Source organism: Streptomyces sp. 15-116A (assembly GCF_025290915.1).
Lineage (GTDB): Bacteria > Actinomycetota > Actinomycetes > Streptomycetales > Streptomycetaceae > Streptomyces.
In genome coordinates, this window is sequence record NZ_JAOCQE010000071.1 from 1 (window position 1) to 25734 (window position 25734).

Sequence of the window (25734 nt, forward strand, 5' to 3'; positions counted from 1 at the left end):
CGACGTGGCGCGCGCCGTGGTGGGCGTGCTGGCCGACTGGGCCAGGGGACCCGGCGGCTGGGCCTCCGGAGCGCCGGACGCCCAGCCACGGCCCGTCGGCGTGGTCACCGTCGCCTCGCACAGCCGGCCGCGGCTGATCCACACGCTGGGTGCGCGCATCGCGGAGATCGGACGGCTGCCGCTGCTCGGCTCGGTGGAGTACACCGGTGAGGCCCGCCCCGGCCAGGCGTCCCGCAGCAACAGCGCTCAGCGCCTGAAGGCCCTCGACGGGGCGCTGACGGTGCCGCCCGCGCTCGCGGCCACGCTCGCCGAAGCGCACGGTCCGGTTCTCCTCGTGGACGACTACACGGAGACGGGCTGGACCCTCGCGGTGGCGGCGCGGCTGCTCAGGCGCGCCGGTGCCGAGGGGGTGCTGCCGCTGGTGCTGGCGGTGCAGGGCTGAGGGCGCGTCGGAGGCCGACCGGTGCCGGAACTCTCCGCGCACGCCTCTGGACACCGCGCATCCGCATGCCGTACGAACGTGTCGGGGTCGAACGCCTCATGCGTGGTCCGTTCATACACTTCCTGGGGATATAAGCCACTCAACGTCACATAGTGGTCGGCTGCCTCAATTGCTCGTTGCCGCATCCAAGTTCGACAGGAAGAATTGAAGTCCGCACCCGTACGGCTCGTCTGCCGCTCCGGTAGGGCTCTGTCGCGTGCGCGCTCCCCCGAATCCGACCCGCCCGCAGTGTGGGCGTAGCCGAAGGGAGGATCGTGACCTTCGGATTCGCTCCGTCCTCGGCGGCTTCACTGTCGACGCCCGCCGCTTCCGCCACCCGTGTGCTCGAACCCGCGGAGTGGGCCGCCGCGGGAATTCCGCTGCTGCGCAACCCGCGTGAGGTCGTCAGCGGACTGCACGCCCGGCATCGTCCCGGTCCGGCGACGGCGATCGTCGCCGTGCTCGATCCGGACGAGCGTCTGCGGGCGAGTGCGTCCTTCACCCGTCGCCCCGCACCGGCGGACGGCTGGATGTTCCGCAACGCGCTGCTGGCCCAGTTGCGCCGGGTCATCCCGCACGATCTGCGCCGCCGCACGCCCGTGCGCACGGCGGTCCTGCTCTACTGCCGTGACGGGGACGCGCGTTGGACGGAGGAGGACGGCGCGTGGATGTGGGGGCTGCGGGATGCCTGCACGCTCCACGGGCTGCGCTGCGGGGCGTACATCACACTGACCCGGGACGGCTGGCAGGTGCTCGGCGAGGGCCGCGGCGGACGCCGCCCCAGTGCCGACTCTGCACCGGAGCCGTTCGCCATGTCCGAGTCGCCGCCCCGGATACCGCGCACGGGCGGCGTGGCATCAGACGTTCTCCGTCGCGCAGCCGCCCGCTGAGGGCACGCGCTGCCCGGCTGCTTCGCGCGTCTGTCGGCGGTCGGAGCCCGGGAGCACGTCCCCAACCGTGGGACGCGCCACCGGTGATCGGCCGCCAGGCCCGAGTGACCGGGCGTCGGCGGCCCTCCCGCTGCGCCGCCACCTGGTCGCCAACGCGGCCGGCCGCTCGACGGCTAGGCCGGGCGGGAGGCGCGTGGCCGTCGGCGACAGCAACGTGGCCGTCCGCGACCGGCGCGTGACCCGTCACGCCCGTCCGGACACGTAGGACGCTGGCCCGGACGCGGAGGGCGCCGGTCCCGACACAAGGGGCGCTAGCCCGGACGTGAGGGGCGCCGGTCCCGGCACAAGGAGCGTCGGCTCAGACCCCTGCGCCCAGCACGGAGTTGATGCGCTGCGGGTCGCCGCAGACGATCAGCAGGGCCCCTGCCTTGGCGTGCGCGACGGACAGGGCGGAGGCGGCCAGGTCCTCGGCACCACCGTTGACGGCGACCACGACGACGGGACGCTTGCCCGCGCGGTCGGCGACGGCGGCGTCCGCGTAGAAGACGTCGTCACCGGCGTCGTGCTGAGCCCAGTAGGAGGCTTCACCGAAGGACAGTTCGTGGGTGGCCCACGGGTGCTGCTCGCCGGTGGTGATGACCAGCACGTCACCGGGGGCACGGCCCGAATCCAGGAGCAGGTCCACGGCTTCCTCGGCGGCGTCGAGCGCCCCCTGGGCCGAAGCGGGGATCAGCTGGATCTGCGGGGCCGGGGCAGAGGCGACCGGAGCCGAAGGACCGGGCTTCGCCGCGGTGGCCCCATCGCGCGAGGTGCGTTGGGCGGGCGGCGCGGGCCGGACGGGGCCGGGACGTCCGGGACGCGACGGAGCCGCGGGGCGGGGACCGGGTACGGGGCGGGGGGTCGGCGCGGTGCGGCCGCTGGCCGGAGTGGCGCGGGGACCCTGGGCACTCTCGTGAATCTGAGGCTCCTCGGGAATGAGAGGCATGAGCTGATTTTTATCAAACGTTGGTACGGCTCGCGCCGCCGGGTGGCACTTGAGTGCGAGCGGAACCGTCAGAAATCGAAGCCGAGCTGACCCTCGATCTCCGGAACGCTTCCGTCCGCGAAGGCGCGGACCTTCTTGAGGTGCCGCCACTGGGGCAGCGCATCAAGATACGCCCACGACAACCGGTGGTGCGGGGTGGGCCCCCGAACCTCCAGTGCGGCCTTGTGCACGGGCGACGGATACCCGGCGTTGTCCGCAAAACCGAAGTCTGCATGGTCGATACCCAGTTCGGCCATCATTTTGTCGCGCTGAACCTTGGCGATCACCGAGGCCGCCGCAACCGCCACACATGACTGGTCACCCTTGATCACCGTACGGACCTGCCAGGGTGCGCCGAGGTAGTTGTGCTTGCCGTCGAGTATCACGGCGTCGGGCCGGACCGGCAGCCCTTCGAGCGCCCGGACCGCCGCGAGCCGCAGCGCGGCCGTCATCCCGAGGTCGTCGATCTCCTCCGGCGACGCATGGCCGAGGGCGTACGACGTCACCCATGTCCGCAGCGTCTCGGCGAGTTCGGTGCGCCGCTTGATCGTCAGGAGCTTGGAGTCGGTGAGCCCCTCGGGGGGCCGGCGCAGCCCGGTGATCGCCGCGCAGACGGTGACGGGCCCGGCCCACGCACCGCGGCCCACCTCGTCGACACCTGCAATGATCTTCGCCCCGGTCGTGGCGCGCAGTGAGCGCTCGACTGTGTGAGTGGGTGGTTCGTACGGCATGGCGCCCTTAGCGTACGCCGCCGGCGACGGCGCGCGACAGGCCGGTTCCCCGTCGGACATGAGGCCCTCCGCGGCACCGGTTCAGATCCCGGTCGGCCGCAGCAGCGGAACCATCAACTGGTCGATCATCTCCTCCAGATCGGCGTCCGGCCATTCGCTCCCGCACATCTTGGAGCGGTACATCATCATCGCCGGGACAGCGTCGAAGACGTAGCCGTTCGCCGCGTCCGGTCGCACCTCGCCCCGCTCGATTCCACGCTCGATCACGCCGCGCAGCATCGCGATGGTCGGCTCCACCACCCCTTCGAAGATCACACCGTGGAAGCGCTCGGCCTGGGTGGTGTCACATTCGTGAATGACCGCACGCAGCGCCACGCCCGGCCGCGAGTACATCGCGTCGCGCGCTCGCTTGCAGAGCTCCAGCAGTTCCTCGCGCACGCTGCCCAGGTCCGGCGCGGCCGCGAGCTGCGGCAGTCCGGCCCGCAGGGCGTCGGCGACGAGGTCCTCCTTGGAGGGCCAGCGGCGGTAGACGGCGGCCTTTCCGGTCTGGGCGCCGGCGGCGACGCCCTCCATCGTCAGGCCGTTCCAGCCGACGGTGCTGAGTTGTTCCAGGGCGGCGTCGAGGATCGCGCGTTCCAGCACGGCGCCGCGGCGACGGGAAGCGGCCGTCTGAGCGTGGGCGGCCGCCCAGCTCGAAGTAACCATCTGACTCTCTCCAACGAGCAGAGGAAGCGGGCATTCCGGGGATCGGGGACGCACCGTCCGGCATCTACGGGGGACATGCCGGACGGAGACGCATTCAGTGAACGCTTGCGTTCACTGTCCGGGACTCCTACCGTTGACGCAACAGTGAACGCGAGCGTTCACTGACGCACTCATGGGGGACCCATAGTGACAACCTCTCCGTTGATTCAGGACCAGAAGCCCGGTGCGGCTCGCCGGGACGGTCATCCCGGCATCGCGCTCACCGTCATCGCCGCCTGCCAACTCATGGTGGTACTGGACGCGACGATTGTGAACATCGCGCTGCCGCACATCCAGAACGCTCTCGAGTTCAGCACCACGGACCTCACCTGGGTGGTCAGCTCCTACACCCTGACCTTCGGTGGTCTGCTTCTCCTCGGCGGCCGGGCCGGTGACATCCTCGGCCGCCGCCGCGTCTTCATGAGCGGCATCCTGCTGTTCACTCTCGCCTCGCTGCTCGGTGGACTCGCCCAGGAGCCCTGGCAACTGCTGGCCGCCCGCGTCCTGCAGGGTGTCGGCGGTGCGATCGCGTCGCCGACGTCGCTGGCGCTCATCACCACCACGTTCCCCGAGGGACCCGCGCGCAACCGGGCCTTCGGCGTGTTCGCCGCGGTCTCCGCGGGCGGCGGCGCCATCGGTCTGCTCGCCGGCGGCATGCTCACCGAGTGGCTGGACTGGCGCTGGGTGCTCTTCGTCAACGTGCCGATCGGTGTCCTGATCGCCGTGCTCACCCCGCTGTACATCAGCGAGTCCGAACGGCACTCCGGCCGCTTCGACATCGCCGGCGCGGTGACCTCGACGGCCGGTATGGCCTCGCTCGTCTACGGCTTCATCCGGGCCGCGGACGAAGGCTGGCGAGACAGTCTGACCATCGGTTCCTTCGCCGCGGCGGTGGTCCTCCTGACGGCCTTCGCGCTCATCGAGTCCCGCGCCAGGGAGCCGATCACGCCGCTGCGGATGTTCGCCGACCGCAACCGCTCGGGCACGTATCTGATCATGCTGAGCCTGGCCGCGGCGATGTTCGGCATGTTCTTCTACATCGTTCTCTTCGTGCAGAACGTCCTCGGGTACACCCCGATCGAGGCGGGTCTGGCCTTCCTGCCGGTGACGGTCGTGATCGCCCTCGGAGCGGGGTTGTCGCAGCGGTTCCTGCCGGTGCTCGGTCCCAAGCCGTTCATGCTGGTCGGCTCGGCGCTCGCGGCGATCGGGCTCGCCTGGCAGACCCTGATCAGCTCCGACAGCTCCTATGTCGGCGGCATCCTCGGCCCGATGCTGATCTTCGGCTTCGGCATGGGCCTGAACTTCGTGACGCTGACGCTCACCGCCGTCTCGGGTGTGGCTCAGCACGAGGCGGGGGCGGCGTCGGGACTGCTCAACGCGACCCAGCAGGTGGGCGGCTCGGTGGGACTGGCCCTCCTCACCACGGTGTTCGGCACGGCGAGCAGGGACGAGGCGGAGAAGCAGATGCCGGCCTTCCTGGCCGAGGCGACGCCGGAGCAGAAGGCCGAGTTCGCCCAGACGCACCAGCTGCCCGCGCCCTGGGGCCACGAAGTGCTGGCGCAGGGCATCTCGACGGCCTTCATCCCGGCGGCCGCCATGGCCGTCCTGGCGCTGGCCACCGCGTGGCTGGTGATCAGGGTCCGCAAGAGCGACCTCGATGCGCTCTCCGGCTCGGCCGGACCCGGTATCGGCTGACGACGGAGGACGACGGACCCGGCCCGGCAGCTCACCGACCCGTGTCACGGGGGCAGGTCGGAGGGCGCCGGGCCGCTCCCGTGCGACGGCTCCCCACAGAGCCCGCAGAAGAAGCAGGACGACACGCAGCACGTCCACGACCACACCCCCGATGCCTTCCGGTGAACACCCTCGCCCTGTGAGAGCTCATGCCGCACACAGCGGATGTCCCCACAACGAGCGGACGGTTACGCAGAGTTCCCGGAATGCACGGAGAGTTTCCAACTAGACAGAAGCCGGCAGCCACGCAGGCAAAGCCTCGACCTGGTCGGCCCAGTGAGCGGGCGGCGCCCCGGCCTTACCGGCGGCGATCACTCCACCCACGATCGCGCACGTGGTGTCGACGTCCCCGCCCGCTTGGGCGGTCGTCCAGAACGCCTGCTCGTAGTCGCTCAGACCACGGGCGGCCGACCACAGCGCGAAGGGCACGGTGTCATGAGCCGTCGTACGCCGTCCGCAGCCGAGCACGGCGGCGACCGTGGCCGCGTCGCCGTAGTCGAGCATGTCTCTGGCACGGCGCAGCCCCGCGCCCACCGCGCTCCGCTTGGGCACCAGGTCGATGACCCCGTCGAGGAGGGCTTCCGCCCCGGGCGGTCCGCCGGGGGCGGCGGCGAGCGCGGCCGCCGCGGCCACGGCCATCGCACCGACCACGGCCTCGCGGTGCTGATGCGTGGGGTAGGCGGAGATCTCGGCCTGGTGGGTGGCCTGCTCGGGATCGTCGGCGTACCACGCGCCGAGCGGGGCGATGCGCATCGCGGCGCCGTTGCCCCAGGATCCCTGTCCGTTGAACAGCGCGGCGGCGAGTTCCCGCCAGTCGCCGCCTTCGCGGACCTGCCGCAGCAGGCGGCCGACCGCGGGGCCGTAGCCGCGGTCGAAGTCCTGGTGCTCGGCGAAGGACCGGGCGAGGGCGTCCTGGTCGATCCGGTGATGGGCGGTGAGGACGGCGACGACCGAGCAGGCCATCTCCGTGTCGTCGGTCCACTGCCACGGGCCGGGGGGCAGCTCGCGGCGCTTGAGCAGCGGGTAGTTCACCGGGACGAAGAACTGGGAGCCCAGCGCGTCCCCCACCGACAGTCCGCGCAGGCTGGCCAGGGCGCGGTCCAGGCGCCCGACGGGAGAGGAGTCAGCGGTCATCGCCCTGCCACTCTATCCGGTGATCCCGTAGGGTTCCGGATCACGCCAGCGTTCGAAGGGCCGGTCAAGCGTGTACTTGCCGTCCTCCCCCAGAACGAGCATCCGCATCTCCGCGTTCCCGGGGTTCGACAGCGACTCGAACTCCGCCACGGTCCAGTGGAACCACCGCATGCAGAACAGCCGCATCGCGAGGCCGTGGGTCACGATGAGCACGTTGGGCGGATGATCGGGAGCCTCGAAACTGCGGAACAGGCTCTCCAGGAAACCGCCGACCCGGTCGTAGACGTCGGCCCCGGACTCCCCCTGGGCGAAGCGGTAGAAGAAGTGGCCGTACGCGTCGCGGTAGGCCTTCTGCAGGCGCACGTCGTCGCGGTCCTGCCAGTTGCCCCAGTCCTGCTCACGCAGCCGCGGCTCCTCTCGCACCCGTATGAGCTCCGGGTCGAGGTGGAAGGCGCTCAGCGTCTGGTGCGTACGGCGGTAAGGCGAGACGTACACGCTGACGCGCTCCCGGCCGAAGAGCTCGCGCAGCCGCTTGCCCGTCTCCTCGGCCTGCTGCCGGCCCCGCTCGGTGAGGGCCAGCGCGTGATCGGGTTCGCGTTCGTACACGGAGTCATCAACATTGCCCGTTGATTCACCGTGCCGGACAAGGACGATGCGCCGTGGTCGTGCCATGCCAAAACCCTAGTCGTACGCCGCCTCGCGCTCTCGGTGCGCATGGGGCGTTCACACCGTCCAGGCCTGTTCCATGTCCACGATGTCCCCTGTGAGGGCCGCGATGTCGGTCTCCGTCTGGGCCCTCAGGGCGAGGCGCTCCACGCGTTCGGTCCGGTACTTGCCGTGCTCGGCGGCGGAGTGCCACATCGACAGCACCAGGAACTCGTTGCCCGGCGCCTCGCCGAACAGGCCGCGGACCATGCCCGGCGAGCCGGCCATCGCCGGGTTCCACACCTTCTCCTGCATCAGGACGAAGTGCTCGGCCCGCTCCTCGTGGACACGGCAGAGCGCCACCCTCAGCAGGTCGGCGTCCGTGAAACGGGGCTCGAACCCGGTCTTCACGTCGAAGCGGTGATCGAAGAGCCTGACCTGTGGATCCTTGAAGGTCCCCGACTGGGCCGAGGCGAGCCGGTCGTGGGAGCGCGCCATGAAGGAGTCGTAGAAGGCACGGCTCTCCCAGAAGGAGAAGATGTGCGCGACATCCGGCCGCCCGCGGCTCCAGCCGCCGCCCTGCGCGCGAAACCCCGGCTCCCCCAGAAGCCCCGCCCACTTCCGCTGCCCCCGTTCAAAACCGCGGCGGTCCACCACGGTGCAGCGAATCCACTTGACCAGCACCGCGCCATCGTAAGGCCACGGAGCGTGGCGCCGGTCACGCTCGTGTGCACTGCTTCCCGGCACGGGCTTCCGCGCGCGTGGCAGGATGGGCAATCTGCCGGGCCAAACCGGCAGTTGGGGTGAGCGGGCAGCACCGTCACGGGGAAGGGGAAGTCTGGTGAACGGCCTCAACAAGGGCATCCGCAAGGTCGAGATCGCGCTGAGGTGGGACCCGAGTCCGTCGGGGCAGCCGTCCACCGATCTGGATCTCGTGGCCGCGCCCTACCTGGCGGGCGACACCCAGGGCGACCCCGCCTATGTGGTGCACTTCGACAGCCGCTCCCCCGACGGCACCATCACGCTGAACCGGGACAGCAAGGACGGCAAGGGCTTCGGCTACGACGAAGTCATGACACTGGAGCTGGATCGGCTGGCCGAGCGGTACGCGCGCGTGGCGGTCGGCGTGATCATCCAGCAGCATCAGGGGCTGCGGACGTTCGCCGCTGTGACCAACCCCGGCCTGCGCATCCGTGAGGGCTACGACGTCCTGGCCGAGGACGACTTCGGCGGAATTCCGGACGCCACCGCGGCGAGGGTCGCGGAGTTCGTCAGGGACGGCTCCGGCCCGTGGGAGTTCCGCCCCGGCGTCCTTGGCTTCGACGGCGATCCGGCCACCTTCACGCGCACGATGGGGGCACCGCGCCGCCCTTGAGCGAACAAGCCGTCACTCGCCCGGCATGAGTCATGAGTAAGGGGCGCCCCCCATTGGTGGGCGCCCCTTACTCATGGAAACCTACGGGTCAGCTGCAACCGCTGGTCGAGCCGCAGCCCTCGCAGATGTAGCAGGAACCCGCGCGCTGCATCTTCGTGCCGCAGGAGAAGCACAGCGGGGCGTCGGCCTGGATGCCCAGCTGCATCTCGACCAGCTCCGCGCTGGTGTGGGCCTGCTGCGGGGCGGGCTTGGCCGCCTCGACCTCGGCCTTGGGCGTGGAGACCGCCTTCAGCTCCTGGGCGCGCGGCGCCGACTGGGCCAGACCCTCGACGTCGACCTCGTCGTCGGCCGGCTCGTAGGAGCCGGTCTCCAGGTGACGCTGGCGCTCCTCGGCGGAGTGGATGCCGAGCGCGGAGCGCGTCTCGAAGGGCAGGAAGTCCAGCGCCAGGCGGCGGAAGATGTAGTCGACGATCGACTGCGCCATCCGCACGTCCGGGTCGTCGGTCATGCCGGCCGGCTCGAAGCGCATGTTGGTGAACTTCGAGACGTACGTCTCCAGCGGCACGCCGTACTGCAGGCCGACGGAGACGGCGATGGAGAAGGCGTCCATCATGCCCGCGAGGGTCGAGCCCTGCTTGGACATCTTCAGGAAGACCTCGCCCAGACCGTCGTCCGGGTAGGAGTTGGCGGTCATGTAGCCCTCGGCGCCGCCGACCGTGAAGGACGTGGTGATGCCGGGACGGCCCTTGGGGAGCCGCTTGCGGACCGGACGGTACTCGACGACCTTCTCGACCTTGGCCTCGACGGTGGCGGGCTCCTCGGCCTTCTCCTCCTTGACGTCCTTCTTCTTGGCGGAGAGCGGCTGGCCGACCTTGCAGTTGTCGCGGTAGATGGCGAGCGCCTTGACGCCCAGCTTCCAGGCCTCGAAGTAGATCTCCTCGACCTCCTCGACCGTCGCCGTCTCCGGCATGTTGACCGTCTTGGAGATGGCGCCGGAGATCCACGGCTGGATGGCGGCCATCATGCGGACGTGGCCCATCGGGGAGATGGCGCGCTCGCCCATGGCGCAGTCGAACACCTCGTAGTGCTCGTGCTTGAGGCCGGGGGCGTCGATCACATTGCCGTGCTCGGCGATGTGGGCGACGATCGCCTCGATCTGCTCCTCCTGGTAGCCCAGGCGGCGCAGGGCCTGCGGGACGGTGCCGTTGACGATCTGCATCGAGCCGCCGCCGACCAGCTTCTTGAACTTGACCAGCGCGAGGTCGGGCTCGACACCGGTGGTGTCGCAGGACATCGCGAGGCCGATGGTGCCGGTCGGGGCGAGGACGGAGGCCTGGGAGTTACGGAAACCGTTCTTCTCGCCGAGGCGCAGCACGTCCTGCCATGCCTCGGTGGCGGCGGCCCATACCGGGGTATCCAGGTCGTCCATGCGCACGGCCGTGCCGTTGGCGTCGGCGTGCTGCTTCATGACGCGCTTGTGGGCGTCGGCGTTGCGGGCGTAGCCGTCGTACGGGCCGACGACCGCGGCGAGTTCGGCGGAGCGGCGGTAGGCCGTGCCGGTCATCAGGGAGGTGATGGCACCGGCGAGGGCGCGGCCGCCGTCGGAGTCGTAGGCGTGGCCGGTGGCCATCAGCAGGGCGCCGAGGTTGGCGTAGCCGATGCCGAGCTGGCGGAACGCGCGCGTGTTCTCGCCGATCTTCTGGGTCGGGAAGTCCGCGAAGCAGATGGAGATGTCCATCGCGGTGATGACCAGCTCGACGACCTTCTGGAAGCGCTCGGTCTCGAAGGCCTGGTTGCCCTTGCCGTCGTCCTTGAGGAACTTCATCAGGTTCAGCGAGGCCAGGTTGCAGGACGTGTTGTCCAGGTGCATGTACTCGCTGCACGGGTTCGACGCGGTGATCCGGCCGGACTCGGGGCAGGTGTGCCAGTTGTTGATGGTGTCGTCGTACTGGATGCCGGGGTCGGCGCACGCCCAGGCGGCCTCGGCGATCTTGCGGAAGAGAGACTTGGCGTCGACCTCCTCGATCACCTCGCCGGTCATCCGGGCGCGCAGACCGAACTGTCCGCCCTGCTCGACCGCCTTCATGAACTCGTCGTTCACACGGACCGAGTTGTTGGCGTTCTGGTACTGGACGGACGTGATGTCGTCGCCGCCCAGGTCCATGTCGAAGCCCGCGTCGCGCAGGACGCGGATCTTCTCCTCTTCCTTGACCTTGGTCTCGATGAAGTCCTCGATGTCCGGGTGGTCCACGTCGAGGACGACCATCTTGGCGGCGCGACGGGTGGCGCCACCGGACTTGATGGTGCCGGCGGAGGCGTCGGCTCCGCGCATGAAGGAGACCGGGCCGGAGGCGTTGCCGCCGGAGGACAGCAGCTCCTTGGAGGAGCGGATCCGGGAGAGGTTCAGACCGGCGCCCGAACCGCCCTTGAAGATCATCCCCTCTTCCTTGTACCAGTCGAGGATCGACTCCATGGAGTCGTCGACGGAGAGGATGAAGCAGGCGGAGACCTGCTGGGGCTGCTGGGTGCCGACGTTGAACCAGACGGGGCTGTTGAAGCTGAAGATCTGGTGCAGGAGGGCGTAGGCCAGCTCGTGCTCGAAGATCTCGGCGTCGGCGGGCGAGGCGAAGTACTTGTGGTCCTCACCGGCCTTCCGGTAGGTCTTCACGATGCGGTCGATCAGCTGCTTGAGGCTGGTCTCGCGCTGCGGGGTGCCGACGGCACCGCGGAAGTACTTGCTGGTGACGATGTTGACCGCGTTCACCGACCAGAAGTCGGGGAACTCGACGCCGCGCTGCTCGAAGTTGACCGAGCCGTCGCGCCAGTTGGTCATGACGACGTCACGGCGCTCCCAGGCCACCTCGTCGTAAGGGTGGACTCCCGGGGTGGTGTGGATGCGCTCCACACGCAGTCCCTTGCCGGCCTTGTTGCTCTTGGCTCGGGAACTCCGTGCCGGACCGCTCGCCGTCTCTGTCATGCCGCCTCCCTGTACGGGCAAAAACGCCCTGAAGTGCCCCGTTGTTCCCGTGGCACGTGTTCTGTCTGGTGTTGCGGGCACCCACGCGCTTCGCCCGCAACAGGTCTTCTCCGCCGCCCGGCCGGTCCCCGGAACCGGCCTCGCGAACGGCTTCGCCGGTCAGCCGGCGGTGTGCGCGGGTTCGAGGGCCTGCGCAGCCCTCGTGGACCCGCTGTCGTCTTCCTGGCTCCCCGCGACAGCTCCCGCGCGGTCCTCGTCGTCCGCGACGGGCTGTTCCGCCTGCCTGAGTTCCGCGATCGCCGCCTCGAAGTCCTCGAGCGAGTCGAACGCCCGGTAGACGGAGGCGAACCGCAGATAGGCGACGAGGTCGAGCTCCTGCAGCGGGCCGAGTATGGCCAGACCCACGTCGTGGGTGGTCAGCTCGGCGCTTCCGGTGGCCCGCACCGCTTCCTCGACGCGCTGGCCGAGCTGGGCGAGCGCATCCTCGGTGACCGGCCGTCCCTGGCACGCCTTGCGCACACCATTGATGATCTTGGTGCGGCTGAAGGGCTCCGTGACCCCGGATCGCTTGACCACCATGAGCGAGCACGTCTCCACGGTCGTGAAACGACGGGAGCAGTCAGGACACTGGCGGCGCCTGCGGATCGACGTGCCGTCGTCGGTCGTACGACTGTCCACGACCCGGCTGTCGGGGTGCCTGCAGAAGGGGCAGTGCATGAACTCCAACCCTCCTCACAGCAGACTCAATAGCCTCGCCGGGCCTCTTGGGCCCCACGAAGCAGCTCCAGCATAGGCGATCTCAGCGGGCGCGAAGACCCGGGGGACCACAACTTCTGGGCTGCTGCGGCAATCCAACCACTAGATGTGGGGATTGGCTCATACATACACGCCCTGCACGCGTGTCGCCGAGAAGAGCCTGGTGGCGGCACGGCGCCCCCTCGGGACCTCCCGACACACGGGGAGACGGCGTGCACGCCCGAAGGAGGGGACGTGCGACTCCAGGAGAGACTGCGGGCCGCTCCCCGCGTCGTCGGAGGCGTGATGGCAGACTGGGGCCACTGTCGAGGTCATCGCCTCGGCGGTGAAGCGTACAACAACCAAATGGCCCGTTTGTCCGGCAGGAACCCGGCAGCCAATACACCTCAGCGCAAGATCACGTGCACCAATCCGAGTTTTTTCACTCGAACGTGTGTTTGGCGCAACCTTTCGAAAGCAACTACCGTTGTGCTGCAGGGAGACCATCGAGAGGGGCCGACGTGACCACCACCGCAGACAGTGCCACCATCACTGCCCAGGACCGCTCCCAGGGCCGACTCGAGCCGGTGCACGCCATGAACGAAGCCACGAACCCCGAGGGACACAAGCGCTCCCTGCCGGGCCGACCTCCCGGCATCCGGGCGGACAGCTCCGGACTCACCGACCGCCAGCGCCGGGTGATCGAAGTCATCAGGGACTCGGTCCAGCGGCGCGGCTATCCGCCGTCGATGCGCGAGATCGGCCAGGCGGTGGGCCTCTCCAGCACCTCGTCGGTGGCGCACCAGCTGATGGCGCTGGAGCGCAAGGGCTTCCTGCGTCGCGACCCGCACCGCCCGCGCGCCTACGAGGTCCGCGGCTCCGACCAGGCCGCCTCCGTGCAGCCCACGGACACCGCCGGCAAGCCCGCCGCGTCGTACGTCCCGCTGGTGGGCCGTATCGCCGCCGGTGGACCGATCCTGGCCGAGGAGTCCGTCGAGGATGTGTTCCCGCTCCCCCGGCAGCTCGTGGGTGACGGTGAGCTGTTCGTCCTGAAGGTCGTCGGCGACTCCATGATCGAGGCCGCGATCTGCGACGGCGACTGGGTCACGGTCCGCCGTCAGCCCGTCGCCGAGAACGGCGACATCGTGGCCGCGATGCTCGACGGCGAGGCCACCGTCAAGCGCTTCAAGCGCGAGGACGGCCATGTCTGGCTGCTGCCGCACAACTCGGCCTACGAGCCCATCCCCGGCGACGACGCGACCATCCTCGGCAAGGTGGTGGCCGTTCTGCGCCGCGTCTGAGCACGGCAGCGGGAGCGAGCCTCGGCCGCCCCGCCCAGTGACCGGGCCCCGGGACCCCTGCGCCGGTTCCGGGGTCCTGTGTTGTCCCGTGCGGTCCCGGCCCCACAACTCCCGCGCCCCGGTGACTGACGGTGTTCGATCGCGGCCAGCGACTTCCGCACCTGGTTACGGTCGGTGGTGTACCAGAAGTCGGGCAACGACGCCTTGAGATAGCTCCCGTAACGAGCCGTCGCCAGCCGCTGGTCCAGTACGGCCACGACGCCCCGGTCGCCCGAGGCCCGTACGAGACGTCCTGCGCCCTGCGCCATGAGCAGCGCCGCGTGGGTGGCGGCGACCGCCATGAAGCCGTTGCCGCCCGCGTCCTCCACGGCCTTCTGGCGGGCGCTCATCAGCGGGTCGTCCGGGCGCGGGAACGGGATCTTGTCCATGACGACCAGCTGACAGCTGGGCCCCGGCACGTCGACGCCCTGCCAGAGCGACAGCGTGCCGAAGAGACAGGTTCTGGGGTCGGCGGCGAAGTTCTTGATCAGTTCGCCGAGTGTCTCCTCCCCCTGCAGCAGGATCGGGAACTCGGGGATCCGCGTGCGCAGCTCCTCGGCCGCGAGCTGGGCCGCGCGCATCGAGGAGAACAGGCCGAGGGTGCGGCCGCCCGCCGCCTGGATCAGCTCGGTGAGCTCGTCGAGCATGTCCCCGCGATCGCCGTCGCGGGCCGGCCGGGCCAGATGCTTGGCGACGTAGAGAATCCCCTGCCGGGGGTAGTCGAACGGCGACCCGACGTCGACGCCCTTCCACTGCGGCAGGTCGTCGCCCTCGGCGCCCTCGGGTCCGAGCCCCAGTGACGCGCCCACCCCGTTGAAGTCGCCGCCCAGCTTCAGGGTCGCGGACGTCAGAACGACCGAGCGGTCGGCGAAGAGCTTCTCCCTCAGCAGGCCGGAGACGGACATGGGGGCGACCCGCAGCGAGGCTCCGAACCGGTCGTGCCGCTCGTACCAGACGACATCCCACTCGGAGCCGTTGGTGATCCGCTCCGCCACGTCGTGCACGCTCTCCACCGACGCCAGCGCCTGCTTGCGGACCGCGTCCTCGTCCTGCACGGACTTGTCGCGGGTTCCGCCGATCGCCGAGATCACCGTCCGGCAGGCGTCGCGCAGCGCCATCAGCGCGTATCCCAGGTCCTCCGGGATCTCCTCCAGGCGGCCGGGAAGCGCGAGCTCCATCAGCCGCTCGAAGCCCTCGGCCGCGGTCTGGAGCTGGTCGGCGGCCTTCTCGTTGACGAGTTTCGCGGCGCGGCGCACCGCGCGGTTCACCTGGCCCGGGGTGAGTTCCCCGGTGGCCACGCCGGTGACGCGGGACACGAGCTCGTGCGCCTCGTCGACGATCAGCACCTCGTGCTGCGGGAGCACCGGCGCGCCCTCGATGGCGTCGATGGCGAGCAGCGCGTGGTTGGTGACGACGACATCGGCGAGCTTGGCGCGCTCGCGGGCCATCTCGGCGAAGCACTCGGCGCCGTAGGCGCACTTGGTGGCACCCAGGCACTCCCTCGAAGACACCGACACCTGGGCCCAGGCCCGGTCGGACACGCCCGGTGTCAGATTGTCCCGGTCGCCGGTCTCCGTCTCGTCGGCCCAGTCGCGCAGGCGCAGCAGGTCCTGGCCCAGCTTGCTGGTGGGTGCGGCCGCCTCGAACTGGTCGAAGAGCCCTTCCTCCTCGTCCTGCGGCATGCCCTCGTGCAGCCGGTGCAGACAGAGATAGTTCGACCGGCCCTTGAGCATCGCGAATTCCGGACGGCGGCGCAGCAGCGGGTGCAGCGCGTCCACGGTGCGCGGCAGGTCGCGCTCCACCAGCTGGCGCTGCAAGGCGAGGGTGGCCGTCGCCACGACGACGCGCTCCCCGTGCGCGAGCGCGGGCACGAGGTAGCCGAGCGACTTACCGGTGCCGGTGCCGGCCTGGACCAGCAGATGGGAGCCGTCGTCGATCGCCTCGGCGACGGCTTCGGCCATGGCCACCTGGCCGGGACGCTCCGTACCGCCGACGGCAGTGACGGCAGCATGCAGGAGTTCGGGGAGTGAGGGCTTTGTCATAGCGCGACCACCCTACGACCCGGCACTGACAATCGGGCGATCACGGCTGGGGCAGGGGGTGCGATCAAGAGCACGCTCCTTGGGTCAGGGGGGCGGTGACGGGTGGGAGGCTGCGACGTCGCGGTCGGCCGACGAGGCGCCCGGGCGGCAGAAATTGCCTCGGCGAGACGTGGAACCGATCCGGCCTCGGCGGTGTACCACATGTGAAAGCGCAGTGACACAGCGCTACAGCAGATGACGGAGAGACCGGTCCCGGACCATCAGGGCCGCCCGCTTGGTGGGCAGGCGGACCTCGGTGGAGAACCGGAAACCGGCGGTGAGGAAGGCGGCGGTGGACGGGATGTTGCGAAGGTCGGGTTCCGCGATGACGCGCATGCAGGCGGGCCGGCGGTCGAGGATCAGGTCGGCCACGGCTCTGAGCAGGACGCCGCCCAGATGCCGCCCCCGATCGGGGGCGGAACCGATCAGAAGGTGAACGCCGGTGTCGTGCTGCCGGACGGGACAGTGCTGGGCGAGTGGGTCGAGGTCCGCCCGGTAGATCTCCCAGTAGCTCATCGGCACGCCGTCCAGCGTGCCGAGGCACGGCACGCTGCGGCCGTCGCCGCTCAGTTGGGGCCGCAGGTGGCCCGCGGTCACGGCCGGCGGTCCGGACAGCTCCCAGAACGCGTCGACCGCGGGGTCGTTCATCCACCGCGTCAGCAGGGGCAGGTCTCGTCCGAGGCGCACGGGGACCAGACGGAAGCAGCCGACGGGGGTGCTCACCGGTCCCCAGTCGCCGACCCGGTCGAGCAGCTCGCCATGAGGAGCGTGAGTGCCGCTGTCGGCGGCCGCATCGGTGAGGGACACGAAGACGCTCCTCTCAGGAGACGGGCATCGAGCATCAGGAATGGAGGGGGTTCGCGATGGTGACGTAGACGGACTGGGTGTCGACCGGGCCGATGAGCTCGTCGAGGCCGTGCAGCCGGGTCAGCAGGTTGGCCTTGCAGCGCAGGACGGGTGAGTCGAGGAGCCGTGCGGGCAAGGTGCTGCGCGTCCGGGCCGGGCCGGAGGACGCCTCGACGAGGAATCGACGGAGGGTGGCGAGCAGCAGGCGTTCGTCGGCGAGGCGTTGAGAGCCGAAGGCCCCGATGAGACCGAAGACATTGTTGACGGCGAGGTAGTAGGCGAACCGTTCGTCGGTGACCTCGTCGGAGACGAAGGTGTCGCTCTCCTCGCCGATGCCGGGCAGCCGGGCATCGAGTTCGGCGCGCCGGGAGGCCCGGAAGTAGTAGCCCTGGTTGTCTCGGTACCGGCCTCCCACCGGCCATCCGTCGGCGTCCAGCAGGAGCAGCGTGTTCTGCTGATGCGCCTCCAGGGCGATGCCGGCCTCTCCGTCCAGCCACAGCACGGGGCTCACCACGTGGTGGAGATATCGCAGGAACCACTGGGTGGCGACGGCTGCTCGGGGACGGCCGGTCCGGCCGGCGATGCGCGTGATGACCTCGGCCAGCCGTGACGCCATGACGGGAGCATGCGCTGCGGGACGGTCGGCAGTGCTGACGGCGACGCTCCCGGACGGGTCGAGGCTCGTCTGCGCGGCTGCTTCGGCGGCGAGTGCGGCTGCTTCGGCGGCCGTCGCGGCTGCGTCGGCGGGCGGCCCGGCGGACGGGCGTGGCGAGAGAAGCCCGGCGAGGCAGGCCACATCGTCCTGGGGCTGGAACGGGTTGTGCCGGATCACGACGTCGAGGCCGGGCACGGGGTCGCCGGCCGGTGTGTCCACGGCGAGCCAGGCGGGGTCGCGGACGATGTCGAAGCCCGGGTGCGCGGCCTGCCACTGCTGGGACAGGCCGGTGCGCAGCAGGCGGTGGACCTCGACACCGCGGTGGAGTTCCTTGCGGAGGTTCTCCCTGCGGGAGTTGGTGATGCGCAGGCCGAGGGACAGCTTGAGCATCGCGGGAGCGCCGGTCCGGTGGACGGTGCGTACGGAGGAGGTGGGGTGCCAGGGCCTGCCGTGACTGCCGAGTGGACGGAGCAGGCCGGCGTCCAACAGGGCCGCGGTGTCGGGGCGGTGCCGGATCTCGCGCCACTGCCACGGGTGCAGGGGAAGAGCCGTGTATCCGTCCGGCAGCGGCAGTCCCGGATCGGCGAGACGAGCGGTGAGGTGGGCCGCGGGGACACGGCGTCCGCGTTCGGTCCAGGCGGAGTCGGTGACGAGGACAGAGGGGGCGACAGCCATCCAGTACAGGGGGAAGGAACCACACAACTCCGGTGAGTACGGCGCTGCTTCGGCTTCCGACAGGCCCTGCCGGCTCTTCGGGGCAGGATGCAGCGGATGTCCGAGGACGAGTGCCTGTTCCGCCGCGAGGAAGAGGTCGGGCCCGTCGTCGGGGTTGCTCCGGCGGTCGGTGATGAAGGTGGTGACCCGCCGGACGGAGTCGGCGACGCGCGCGACGAGGTCGGTGCTGTCGGCGGTGTCATGGCCGTTTGCCGGACCGGCACGGTGGTCGGAGGTCGTCGTCGGCCGGCTGAGCGCAGGGGTGTGCGGGGTGCTCTCCCTACTGAGCAGGGCGGCGACCAGGGTGGTGTCGGCCGGGGCTGCGGTGTGCGGGGCGTCGGCCAGGTACGGGAGGCCGAAGCGGTGCCATCCGGTCGGGGACCAGTACAGGACGGGGACGAGCAGGGCCGTGCCGCTGGCCGGGAGCGGGATGCGCAGAGTGGGGCCGTCAGGAGCGGGCAGGCCCGCTTCGCGGACCCAGCAGCGCAGCAGGTTCTCCACGCCCGCGGCCTGGGCCGCCATGTGGGGATCCGGATGCTGCAAGGGGTCCAGGACCGGGACCTGGGACCAGCGGGTACCCATCTGCTCGCTCATCTGGTGCGGAAGCAGGGTGTTCACCGAGTCGGCACCGCTGCCGGTGTCGTCGGGGCCCGAGTCGGTCGCGCGTTGCGCAGTGCGGTCGTCCGGGGTGGGCATGGCGTGCAAGTCGGCTCCTCCTGGCGTCGGTCGCTCGAGGCCCCCGGTCCGACGGGGAGGCGCGTGCAGCATCCCGTCGGTCGTGATGGGCGGGGATGCGGACCGAGATGTGGTCCACGACGCGGTGCGCGCGGCGGCGCGTTCCCGCCGGACCGCGGTCCTCCCACGGCTACCAACCGGGGACCGCTCACCGGGTTACGGGTTGCCTCAAGATCCTTGCCGTGACGGAACCGTTGCCGTTCCGTCGGATGTCCCCCACAGCGAGCGCATAGTGTGTGGTGCCGTTCCAGAAGGCCGTGGGTGGTGCGAACTCCCGGTGAGTTCAGCACGAAAGCACGGTCGAAGCGCCAAGTTCGTCCACATCAGGGGGATTCAGATCATGCGACTCACACGGCCGTCTTCCACCACGCGCAGAGGGGGAAGGCCGCGCCGCAGAACCTCCCCCGTACTGGCCGCGGTCGCACTGGCCTCGGCTCTCGCGCTCACCGTCACGGCCTGTGAGTCGGGTGACGCGGCCGCGGGCGGCGACGCCTCCGCGACGGCCGCGTCCGGCGACGACAAGCTGAGGATCCCGGACGACATCAGAGACCGGCTCAAGGAGCACGGGATCGACATAGACAAGTGGAAGGACGGCGCCTGGAAGGACTGGAGCAAGGACGACTGGCTGCGCGAGGCCAACGACTTCGTCAACCCGATCATCGAGGACCTGTGGGACCCGGACCGCATGCGCGACGCCGAGGAGCCCGACCAGGGGGTCGACGAGGGTGACATCTCCGGTGACCAGGGTGTGACGGATCCGACGCCCGAACCGGTGCAGGCACAGGCCGTGCCGCCGAAGTACCACTCCAGCGCGCCCACGGCCGGGAAGGTGTTCTTCGACTCCCCCGAGGGCACCATGGTGTGCTCCGCGACGGTCGTTCAGGACCCGGCGAACCCGGGCAAGTCCAACATGGTGTGGACGGCCGGCCACTGTGTGCACGCGGGCAAGAAGGGCGGCTGGTACCGCAACATCGCGTTCGTGCCGTCGTACAACGACGCGGGCAGGCCGGCCGAGGAGCTGGAGAGCGCCACCAAGGAGGAGGTCGCTCCGTACGGCGTCTGGTGGGGTGACTGGGCGCAGACCTCGGACCAGTGGATCGAGCAGGGCGGTGCCACGGGCGGGGACGGCGCCTCGTACGACTTCGCCGTCATCCATGTGACGCCGGAGGAGGACAGCGGCGGCAAGTCGCTGGAGGAGACGGTCGGTTCGGCGTTGCCGGTGGACTTCGAGGCTCCGGCGGTGCCGCAGATGAAGAGCGTGACCGCGATCGGGTACCCGGCCGCGCCGCCGTACGACGGTCAGACGCTGTACCGCTGCCAGGACCGGCCGGGCCGGCTGTCGATCAACGCGTCGGACCCGACGATGTACCGCATCGGGTGCAGCATGACGGCCGGTTCGTCGGGTGGTGGCTGGGTGGCCACGGGTGCGGACGGAAAGCCGGCGCTGGTGTCCAACACGTCGATCGGCCCGGTGACATCGGGCTGGCTGGCCGGCCCGCGTCTCGGTGACGAGGCCAAGGGCATCTACGAGGCGGTCAGCGAGAAGTTCGCCGGTCAGTGACCGGTATCCCCTTCCGCCTGCCGCCGGGCGGGCGGAAGGGGCCCCGCGGTGGCTGCGGCCACCGGCGTCTCCCGCGCGCATCACTGGAGGCCTGCGCGGCAGGCATTCATGTGCAGTCAAAACACTCATCCGCTTCAACGGGGGTCATCGCACCATGCGTTCCATACGTACGTCCGCTCCACGCAGGCGTGGACGTCGCGGCGTCGTCGCCGCCACCGGACTCGTCGCCGCCCTGGCGCTCACCGCGACCGCGTGCGGCGGTTCCGGTGACGACAAGGCGAGCGGCAAGCCCGACGCCACCGCCTCCCAGGCCGCCGACGGCGACGCCGGCAAGGTCCGGATCCCGTCCGACATCGCGGACAAGCTCAAGGAGCACGGGATCGACGTGGACCGGTGGAAGGAGGGCGGCTGGAAGGACTGGGACAAGGACAAGTGGCTCAGTGAGGCCAAGGACTTCGTCAACCCGGTGATCGAGGGCCTGTGGAAGCCGGAGCGGATGAAGTCCGCGAAGGAGGCCGACAAGACGATCTCCACGAAGGACGCCTCGGCCGACCAGGGTGTCAGCGATCCGGAGCCGGCTCCGGTCACCGCGGTGCCCGAGAAGACGCCGTACCACGAGAACGCGGCCGCGGTGGGCAAGGTGTTCTTCGACTCCCCCGAGGGCCCGAGCGTCTGCTCCGGCACGGTCATCAAGGACGTGAACCACCCGGGCAAGTCGAACCTGGTGTGGACCGCCGGCCACTGCGTGCACGCCGGTGGCAACGGCGGCTGGTACCGCAACCTCGTGTTCGTCCCCGCCTACAACGACCTCGGCAAGTCCGAGGCCGACCTGACCAACGCGAACCCCACGGAGATCGCCCCGTACGGCAACTGGTGGGCGGAATGGGCGTCGACGTCCAACGGCTGGATCCAGGGCGGTTCGCAGACGGGCGGCGCGGGAGCGGCGTACGACTACGCGGTGCTGCATGTGAAGCCGGAGCAGGGCGCGAAGTCCCTGGAGGAGACGGTCGGTGCCGCGCTGGACGTGGACTTCTCCGCTCCGTCCGCGGCCGAGGCGGGCAGGATGGGCGCCTGGGGTTACCCCGCCGCTCCGCCGTACAACGGGCTGCAGATGTTCAAGTGCCTGGACACGCCCGGCCGGCTGTCGCTCAGCCCGAGCCTGCCGACGATGTACCGCATCGGCTGCACCATGACCGGCGGCTCCTCCGGTGGCGGCTGGTTCCGCGTGCTGAACGGCAAGACGGTACTGGTGTCCAACACCTCGATCGGCCCGACGGACAACACGTGGCTGGCCGGCCCTCAGCTGGGACGGGACGCCGAGGCGCTGTACCAGAACATGAGCAAGAGCTACGGCGGTCAGTGACCCCGGCGCGCTACGGCGCGGACCAAGCGGACCAAGCGGACCAAGCGGACCAAGCGCGAGCATGCTGAAAGGCCCGCCCCCTGCCTGAGCAGGGGGCGGACCTTCGCACTGGCTGCGCGGCGGCGGAATCAGCCGGCCGGTGTCGGAACGTACGGCGCGAGATCCGCCGCCAGTTCCTCGTGCACCCGGACCTTGAGCAGGGTGCCCTCCGGGGTGTGCTCCTCGGAGATCACCTCGCCCTCGTCATGGGCGCGGGCGACGAGCTTGCCGTGCGTGTACGGCACGAGCGCCTCGACCTCCACCGCGGGGCGGGGCAGCTCGTTGTCGATGAGCGCCAGCAGATCCTTGATGCCCCTGCCGGTGCGGGCGGAGACCGCGATGGAGCGCTTCTCCACGCGCAGCAGCCGCTGGAGCGTGAGCGGGTCGGCCGCGTCCGCCTTGTTGATGACGACGATCTCGGGCACGTCGGTGGCGCCGACGTCCCTGATCACCTCGCGCACGGCGGCCAGCTGCTCCTCCGGGTTCGGGTGCGAACCGTCCACCACGTGCAGGATCAGGTCGGAGTCGCCGACCTCCTCCATGGTGGAGCGGAACGCCTCGACCAGGTGGTGCGGCAGATGCCGGACGAAGCCGACCGTGTCGGCCAGCGTGTACAGCCGGCCGCTCGGCGTCTCGGCCCGGCGCACGGTCGGGTCGAGGGTCGCGAACAGGGCGTTCTCGACCAGCACGCCCGCGCCCGTGAGGCGGTTGAGCAGCGAGGACTTTCCGGCGTTGGTGTAGCCGGCGATGGCCACGGACGGCACTTTGTTGCGCCGGCGCACCTGGCGCTGGATGTCGCGGCCGGTCTTCATCTCCGCGATCTCACGGCGCATCTTCGCCATCTTCTCGCGGATCCGGCGACGGTCCGTCTCGATCTTGGTCTCACCGGGACCACGGGTGGCGAGGCCGCCGCCCTTGCCGCCGCCCATCTGCCGGGACAGCGACTGACCCCAGCCGCGCAGCCGCGGCAGCATGTACTGCATCTGCGCGAGGGCGACCTGCGCCTTGCCCTCTCGGGACTTGGCGTGCTGGGCGAAGATGTCCAGGATCAGGGCCGTGCGGTCGATGACCTTGACCTTGACGACGTCCTCGAGGTGGATGAGCTGTCCGGGGCTGAGCTCACCGTCGCAGATGACGGTGTCCGCGCCCGTCTCGAGGACGATGTCGCGCAGCTCCGCGGCCTTGCCGGAGCCGATGTAGGTGGCCGCGTCGGGCTTGTCGCGGCGCTGGATCACTCCGTCGAGGACGAGGGCGCCCGCCGTCTCCGCGAGGGCGGCCAGCTCCGCGAGGGAGTTCTCCGCGTCCTGCACGGTTCCCGAGGTCCAGACGCCGACGAGCACGACCCGCTCCAGGCGGAGCTGCCGGTACTCGACCTCGGTGACGTCCTCGAGCTCGGTGGAGAGGCCGGCGACACGGCGCAGGGCCGCACGCTCGGCGCGGTCGAACTGGTCGCCGTCCCGCTCTCCGTCGATCTCGAAGCTCCAGGCGACGTCCTCTTCCATCAGGGCATCGGCCCGAAGGCCCTCGGTATAGGTCTGCGCGAGGCGCGTGGTGTCCTGGGAAGGGGATGAAGAGGAGGTCATTGGATCCTTACGTCGATGGGAAACCGTCGGGGACGGGCACGGGGCTCATCCTCACTGTCCACAACGCATGAGCTCCGCGGGAGATTCCCGGGGCCCGTACCGCGCGGACCTGACGATGGTCGCACGGTACGACCCGTCTCGTCACCGTGTTATTCCCCGTGCCCGCCCGGGCGCAACCCCGGTCACCGCGCGGAGCGCTCCCTCACCGCCCCGGGTGCCCCGGACGGCATGGACTTCGCCGTGCGCAGCGTGGGGTTCCAGTCGGGGTGGCCGGGCATCGGCGGGGTCCTGGCGCCGTAGAGCCAGCCGTTCATGAAGCCGGTCAGGTCACGCCCGGCGACCTCGGAGGCAAGCCGCACGAAGTCCGCCGTGGTGGCGTTGCCGTCCCGGTGGTCGGTGACCCAGCGGCGTTCCAGCCGCTCGAAGGCGGAGCGGCCGATCTCCTGGCGCAGGGCGTACAGGACGAGCGCGGCACCGCCGTACACGTTCGGCCGGAAGATGCTGATCTTCTGGCCGGGCTCCGGACCCTTGGGGGCGGCGGGGGGTCCCCCGGCCGCGCGCCAGCTGTCGGATGCCTCGTAGGCGGCCTTCATCCGGGTCGCCATGGATCTTCCGGCCTTCTCCTCGGCGTACAGCGCCTCGTACCAGGTGGCGTGCCCCTCGTTGAGCCACAGGTCGGACCACGTGCGCGGGCTGACGCTGTTGCCGAACCACTGGTGGGCCAGTTCGTGCACCATGATCGACTCGACGTACCACTTGGGGTAGGCGGGGTCGGTGAACAGCTGCCGTTCGAAGAGGGACAGGGTCTGGGTCTCGAGCTGGAAGCCGGTGGTGGCGTCCGCCATGAGCACGCCGTACGTCTCGAAGGGGTAGCGGCCGACCTTGGCCTCCATCCAGGAGATCTGGCCGGGGGTCTTCGCCAGCCACGGTTCGAGCTTCGCGCGGTGCTTGGTGGGCACGACGTCACGCAGCGGCAGCCCGTGCGGACCGGCGCGGTGCAGGACGGTGGAGCGGCCGATGGACACCTGGGCGAGCTCGGTGGCCATGGGGTGGGCGGTCCGGTACGTCCATGTCGTCGCCCCGCGCGTGCGCTCCACGCCGGCCCGCAGACCGTTGGCGACGGCCGTGTGGCCCTCGGGGGCGGTGATGCGGAAGGTGAACATCGCCTTGTCGGAGGGGTGGTCGTTGCACGGGAACACCAGGTGTGCGGCGTCGGCCTGATTGGCCATGGCGAGGCCGTCCGCGGTGCGCACCCAGCCCCCGTCGCGGCCCTCGGCGGCCACGGGGTTGCTGGTGTGCCGCACGGTGATGCGGGTCCACGCGCCCTTGGCCGGGGCGTCCTCGGGCGTGATCACGAGGTCCTCGCCGGCGCTGGTGAAGGTCGCGGGGGCGCCGTCGACCTCCACGGAGCGGACGGTGCCGTGGGTGAAGTCGAGGTTGATCCGGTCCAGCTCGGCGGTCGTCCAGGCGGTGATGGTGGTGACGGCCTGGAGGGGTTTGTCGTTGGTGCCGGGGTAGCTCAGGGAGACGTCGTAGGACGCGACGTCGTAGCCCGGGTTGCCCAGGTGAGGGAAGAGACGGTCGCCGATTCCGAGGGGGACGGCGGGGGCGCGGGCGGCGAGGAGGCAGACGGAGACGGCCGAGGCGAGCAGCGCGGTGGCGGTCCGGCGGTGGCGGGTGCGGGCCACGCGGACGCCGGGCGCGGGAGGGGGTGGGGTCTTGCTGTGGGAGGCCCGGCGGCGGGCGGCCTGGCTGTGGGGAGTGAGCAGCATGGCCTCACGGCTATCAACGCGCGCGTGCCCGGCGTCGACGGCGCGCTCCCGGCCCACCCGATCGGGTAATCGAATCAACGGCCGGGTGCGCCGAGTGCCACGATCGGCGGTGTGAGCGGGCCGCCGTTCCGGTCAGCCGCCCGGCGTCTGCGGCTGGGCGCGGCTCACGTCGTACACGCCGGGCACATCGCGCATCGCCCGCATGAGCCCGGGCAGCCGGGCGGCGTCCGCCAGCTGCACGGTGTAGGTGTGGCGCACCTGTTGCTGGGTCGGCGGTTCCACCGTCGCGGACACGATCTCGGCCCCTTCCAGGGCCATCGCCTCGGTGAGGTCGGCGAGCAGATGGGGCCGGACGAACGATTCCGCGACCAGCGTGACCCGGCACTCGGCGCCCTCGCCCCAGCGCGCGCCGACCTCCGCGCGCCCCGCGCTCGTCATGCGCGCCACCGCCGCGCACTCGGCCCGGTGCACGGTGACCGCGCCCCCGCGCACAGCGAAGCCGGTCACCTCGTCGGGCGGTACGGGCGTACAGCACCTGGCCAGACGCACGGTCGCGCCCGGTCGGTCGACGAGGA

General features: G+C 70.4%; 20 protein-coding genes and 1 pseudogene. 7 read left to right on the forward strand and 14 right to left on the reverse strand.

The genetic code is table 11. From position 1 onward, the window contains the following. Both N4P33_RS14615 and N4P33_RS14620 read left to right on the forward strand, forming a co-directional pair. A pseudogene (locus tag N4P33_RS14615) lies at nt 1–442 on the forward strand (recombinase RecQ); the annotation flags it as partial. A gap of 314 nt (nt 443–756) precedes the next feature. Further along, nucleotides 757–1371 carry a hypothetical protein gene (locus N4P33_RS14620; protein ID WP_260826953.1) on the forward strand — a complete coding sequence of 205 codons (615 nt, stop codon included), beginning with the start codon at nt 757–759 and terminating at the stop codon, nt 1369–1371. A 358-nt stretch (nt 1372–1729) separates the two neighbouring features. Here the strand turns inward: N4P33_RS14620 and N4P33_RS14625 are convergent, their stop codons facing one another. From N4P33_RS14625 to N4P33_RS14635, 3 genes are all read right to left on the reverse strand, one after another. Beyond that, nucleotides 1730–2356 (reverse strand): hypothetical protein, encoded by a 627-nt coding sequence (locus N4P33_RS14625; RefSeq protein WP_260826955.1) that lies wholly within the window; start codon nt 2354–2356, stop codon nt 1730–1732. 68 nt (nt 2357–2424) lie between these two features. Further along, nucleotides 2425–3126 carry a ribonuclease HII gene (locus tag N4P33_RS14630; protein WP_260826957.1) on the reverse strand — a complete coding sequence of 234 codons (702 nt, stop codon included), beginning with the start codon at nt 3124–3126 and terminating at the stop codon, nt 2425–2427. A gap of 81 nt (nt 3127–3207) precedes the next feature. Beyond that, nucleotides 3208–3831 (reverse strand): TetR/AcrR family transcriptional regulator, encoded by a 624-nt coding sequence (locus N4P33_RS14635; RefSeq protein WP_260826959.1) that lies wholly within the window; start codon nt 3829–3831, stop codon nt 3208–3210. A 186-nt stretch (nt 3832–4017) separates the two neighbouring features. Here N4P33_RS14635 and N4P33_RS14640 point away from each other — a divergent pair, with 186 nt between their 5' ends. Further along, the gene (locus tag N4P33_RS14640) at nt 4018–5565 is read left to right on the forward strand and encodes an MFS transporter (protein ID WP_260826960.1); all 1548 of its coding nucleotides are present in this window, start codon (nt 4018–4020) and stop codon (nt 5563–5565) included. Between the two features lie 264 nt (nt 5566–5829). Here N4P33_RS14640 and N4P33_RS14645 read toward each other — a convergent pair whose 3' ends face one another. The 3 genes from N4P33_RS14645 to N4P33_RS14655 are packed head-to-tail and all read right to left on the reverse strand — an operon-like array spanning nt 5830 to nt 8067. Then, complete coding sequence (locus N4P33_RS14645) at nt 5830–6738, reverse strand: ADP-ribosylglycohydrolase family protein (protein WP_260826961.1); 909 nt, start codon at nt 6736–6738, stop codon at nt 5830–5832. 12 nt (nt 6739–6750) lie between these two features. After that, complete coding sequence (locus tag N4P33_RS14650) at nt 6751–7410, reverse strand: histidine phosphatase family protein (protein ID WP_260826962.1); 660 nt, start codon at nt 7408–7410, stop codon at nt 6751–6753. Between the two features lie 51 nt (nt 7411–7461). Further along, on the reverse strand, nt 7462–8067 hold the full coding sequence (locus tag N4P33_RS14655; protein ID WP_260826964.1) for a YdbC family protein: 606 nt from the start codon (nt 8065–8067) through the stop codon (nt 7462–7464). A gap of 157 nt (nt 8068–8224) precedes the next feature. On the opposite strand from N4P33_RS14655, the gene N4P33_RS14660 reads away from it, so the two are divergent. Continuing rightward, nucleotides 8225–8758 (forward strand): TerD family protein, encoded by a 534-nt coding sequence (locus N4P33_RS14660; protein WP_260826966.1) that lies wholly within the window; start codon nt 8225–8227, stop codon nt 8756–8758. Nucleotides 8759–8846: 88 nt separating this feature from the next. On the opposite strand, the gene N4P33_RS14665 is transcribed toward N4P33_RS14660, so the two are convergent. Next, on the reverse strand, nt 8847–11735 hold the full coding sequence (locus tag N4P33_RS14665; RefSeq protein ID WP_260826968.1) for a vitamin B12-dependent ribonucleotide reductase: 2889 nt from the start codon (nt 11733–11735) through the stop codon (nt 8847–8849). A gap of 159 nt (nt 11736–11894) precedes the next feature. Next, on the reverse strand, nt 11895–12452 hold the full coding sequence (gene nrdR / locus N4P33_RS14670; protein ID WP_260826970.1) for a transcriptional regulator NrdR: 558 nt from the start codon (nt 12450–12452) through the stop codon (nt 11895–11897). 539 nt (nt 12453–12991) lie between these two features. Here nrdR and lexA point away from each other — a divergent pair. Further along, the gene (lexA, locus tag N4P33_RS14675) at nt 12992–13771 is read left to right on the forward strand and encodes a transcriptional repressor LexA (RefSeq protein ID WP_210589133.1); all 780 of its coding nucleotides are present in this window, start codon (nt 12992–12994) and stop codon (nt 13769–13771) included. Here the strand turns inward: lexA and N4P33_RS14680 are convergent. The 3 genes from N4P33_RS14680 to N4P33_RS14690 form a co-directional block, all read right to left on the reverse strand. After that, nucleotides 13702–15852, reverse strand: a complete 2151-nt coding sequence (locus N4P33_RS14680) for an ATP-dependent DNA helicase (protein ID WP_313904514.1) — start codon at nt 15850–15852, stop codon at nt 13702–13704. The two genes, lexA and N4P33_RS14680, sit on opposite strands and share 70 nt — an antisense overlap. Before the next feature lie 225 nt (nt 15853–16077). Next, nucleotides 16078–16698, reverse strand: a complete 621-nt coding sequence (locus N4P33_RS14685; RefSeq protein WP_260826972.1) for a GNAT family N-acetyltransferase — start codon at nt 16696–16698, stop codon at nt 16078–16080. Nucleotides 16699–16732: 34 nt separating this feature from the next. Continuing rightward, entirely contained in the window at nt 16733–18700 is a 1968-nt protein-coding gene (locus N4P33_RS14690; RefSeq protein ID WP_260826981.1) for an IucA/IucC family siderophore biosynthesis protein, read from the reverse strand. Nucleotides 18701–19181: 481 nt separating this feature from the next. Here N4P33_RS14690 and N4P33_RS14695 point away from each other — a divergent pair, with 481 nt between their 5' ends. Together N4P33_RS14695 and N4P33_RS14700 are read left to right on the forward strand one after the other, a co-directional pair. Beyond that, nucleotides 19182–20402, forward strand: a complete 1221-nt coding sequence (locus N4P33_RS14695; RefSeq protein ID WP_260826974.1) for a serine protease — start codon at nt 19182–19184, stop codon at nt 20400–20402. Between the two features lie 154 nt (nt 20403–20556). After that, entirely contained in the window at nt 20557–21765 is a 1209-nt protein-coding gene (locus N4P33_RS14700) for a serine protease (RefSeq protein WP_260826975.1), read from the forward strand. 128 nt (nt 21766–21893) lie between these two features. Here the strand turns inward: N4P33_RS14700 and hflX are convergent, their stop codons facing one another. The 3 genes from hflX to N4P33_RS14715 all read right to left on the reverse strand — a co-directional run. Next, on the reverse strand, nt 21894–23387 hold the full coding sequence (hflX, locus tag N4P33_RS14705; protein ID WP_260826977.1) for a GTPase HflX: 1494 nt from the start codon (nt 23385–23387) through the stop codon (nt 21894–21896). Between the two features lie 182 nt (nt 23388–23569). Next, nucleotides 23570–25159, reverse strand: a complete 1590-nt coding sequence (locus N4P33_RS14710; protein ID WP_260826979.1) for a M1 family metallopeptidase — start codon at nt 25157–25159, stop codon at nt 23570–23572. A gap of 132 nt (nt 25160–25291) precedes the next feature. Then, a partial coding sequence (locus tag N4P33_RS14715; protein ID WP_313904515.1) for an ACT domain-containing protein occupies nt 25292–25734 on the reverse strand: 443 nt, incomplete at its 5' end.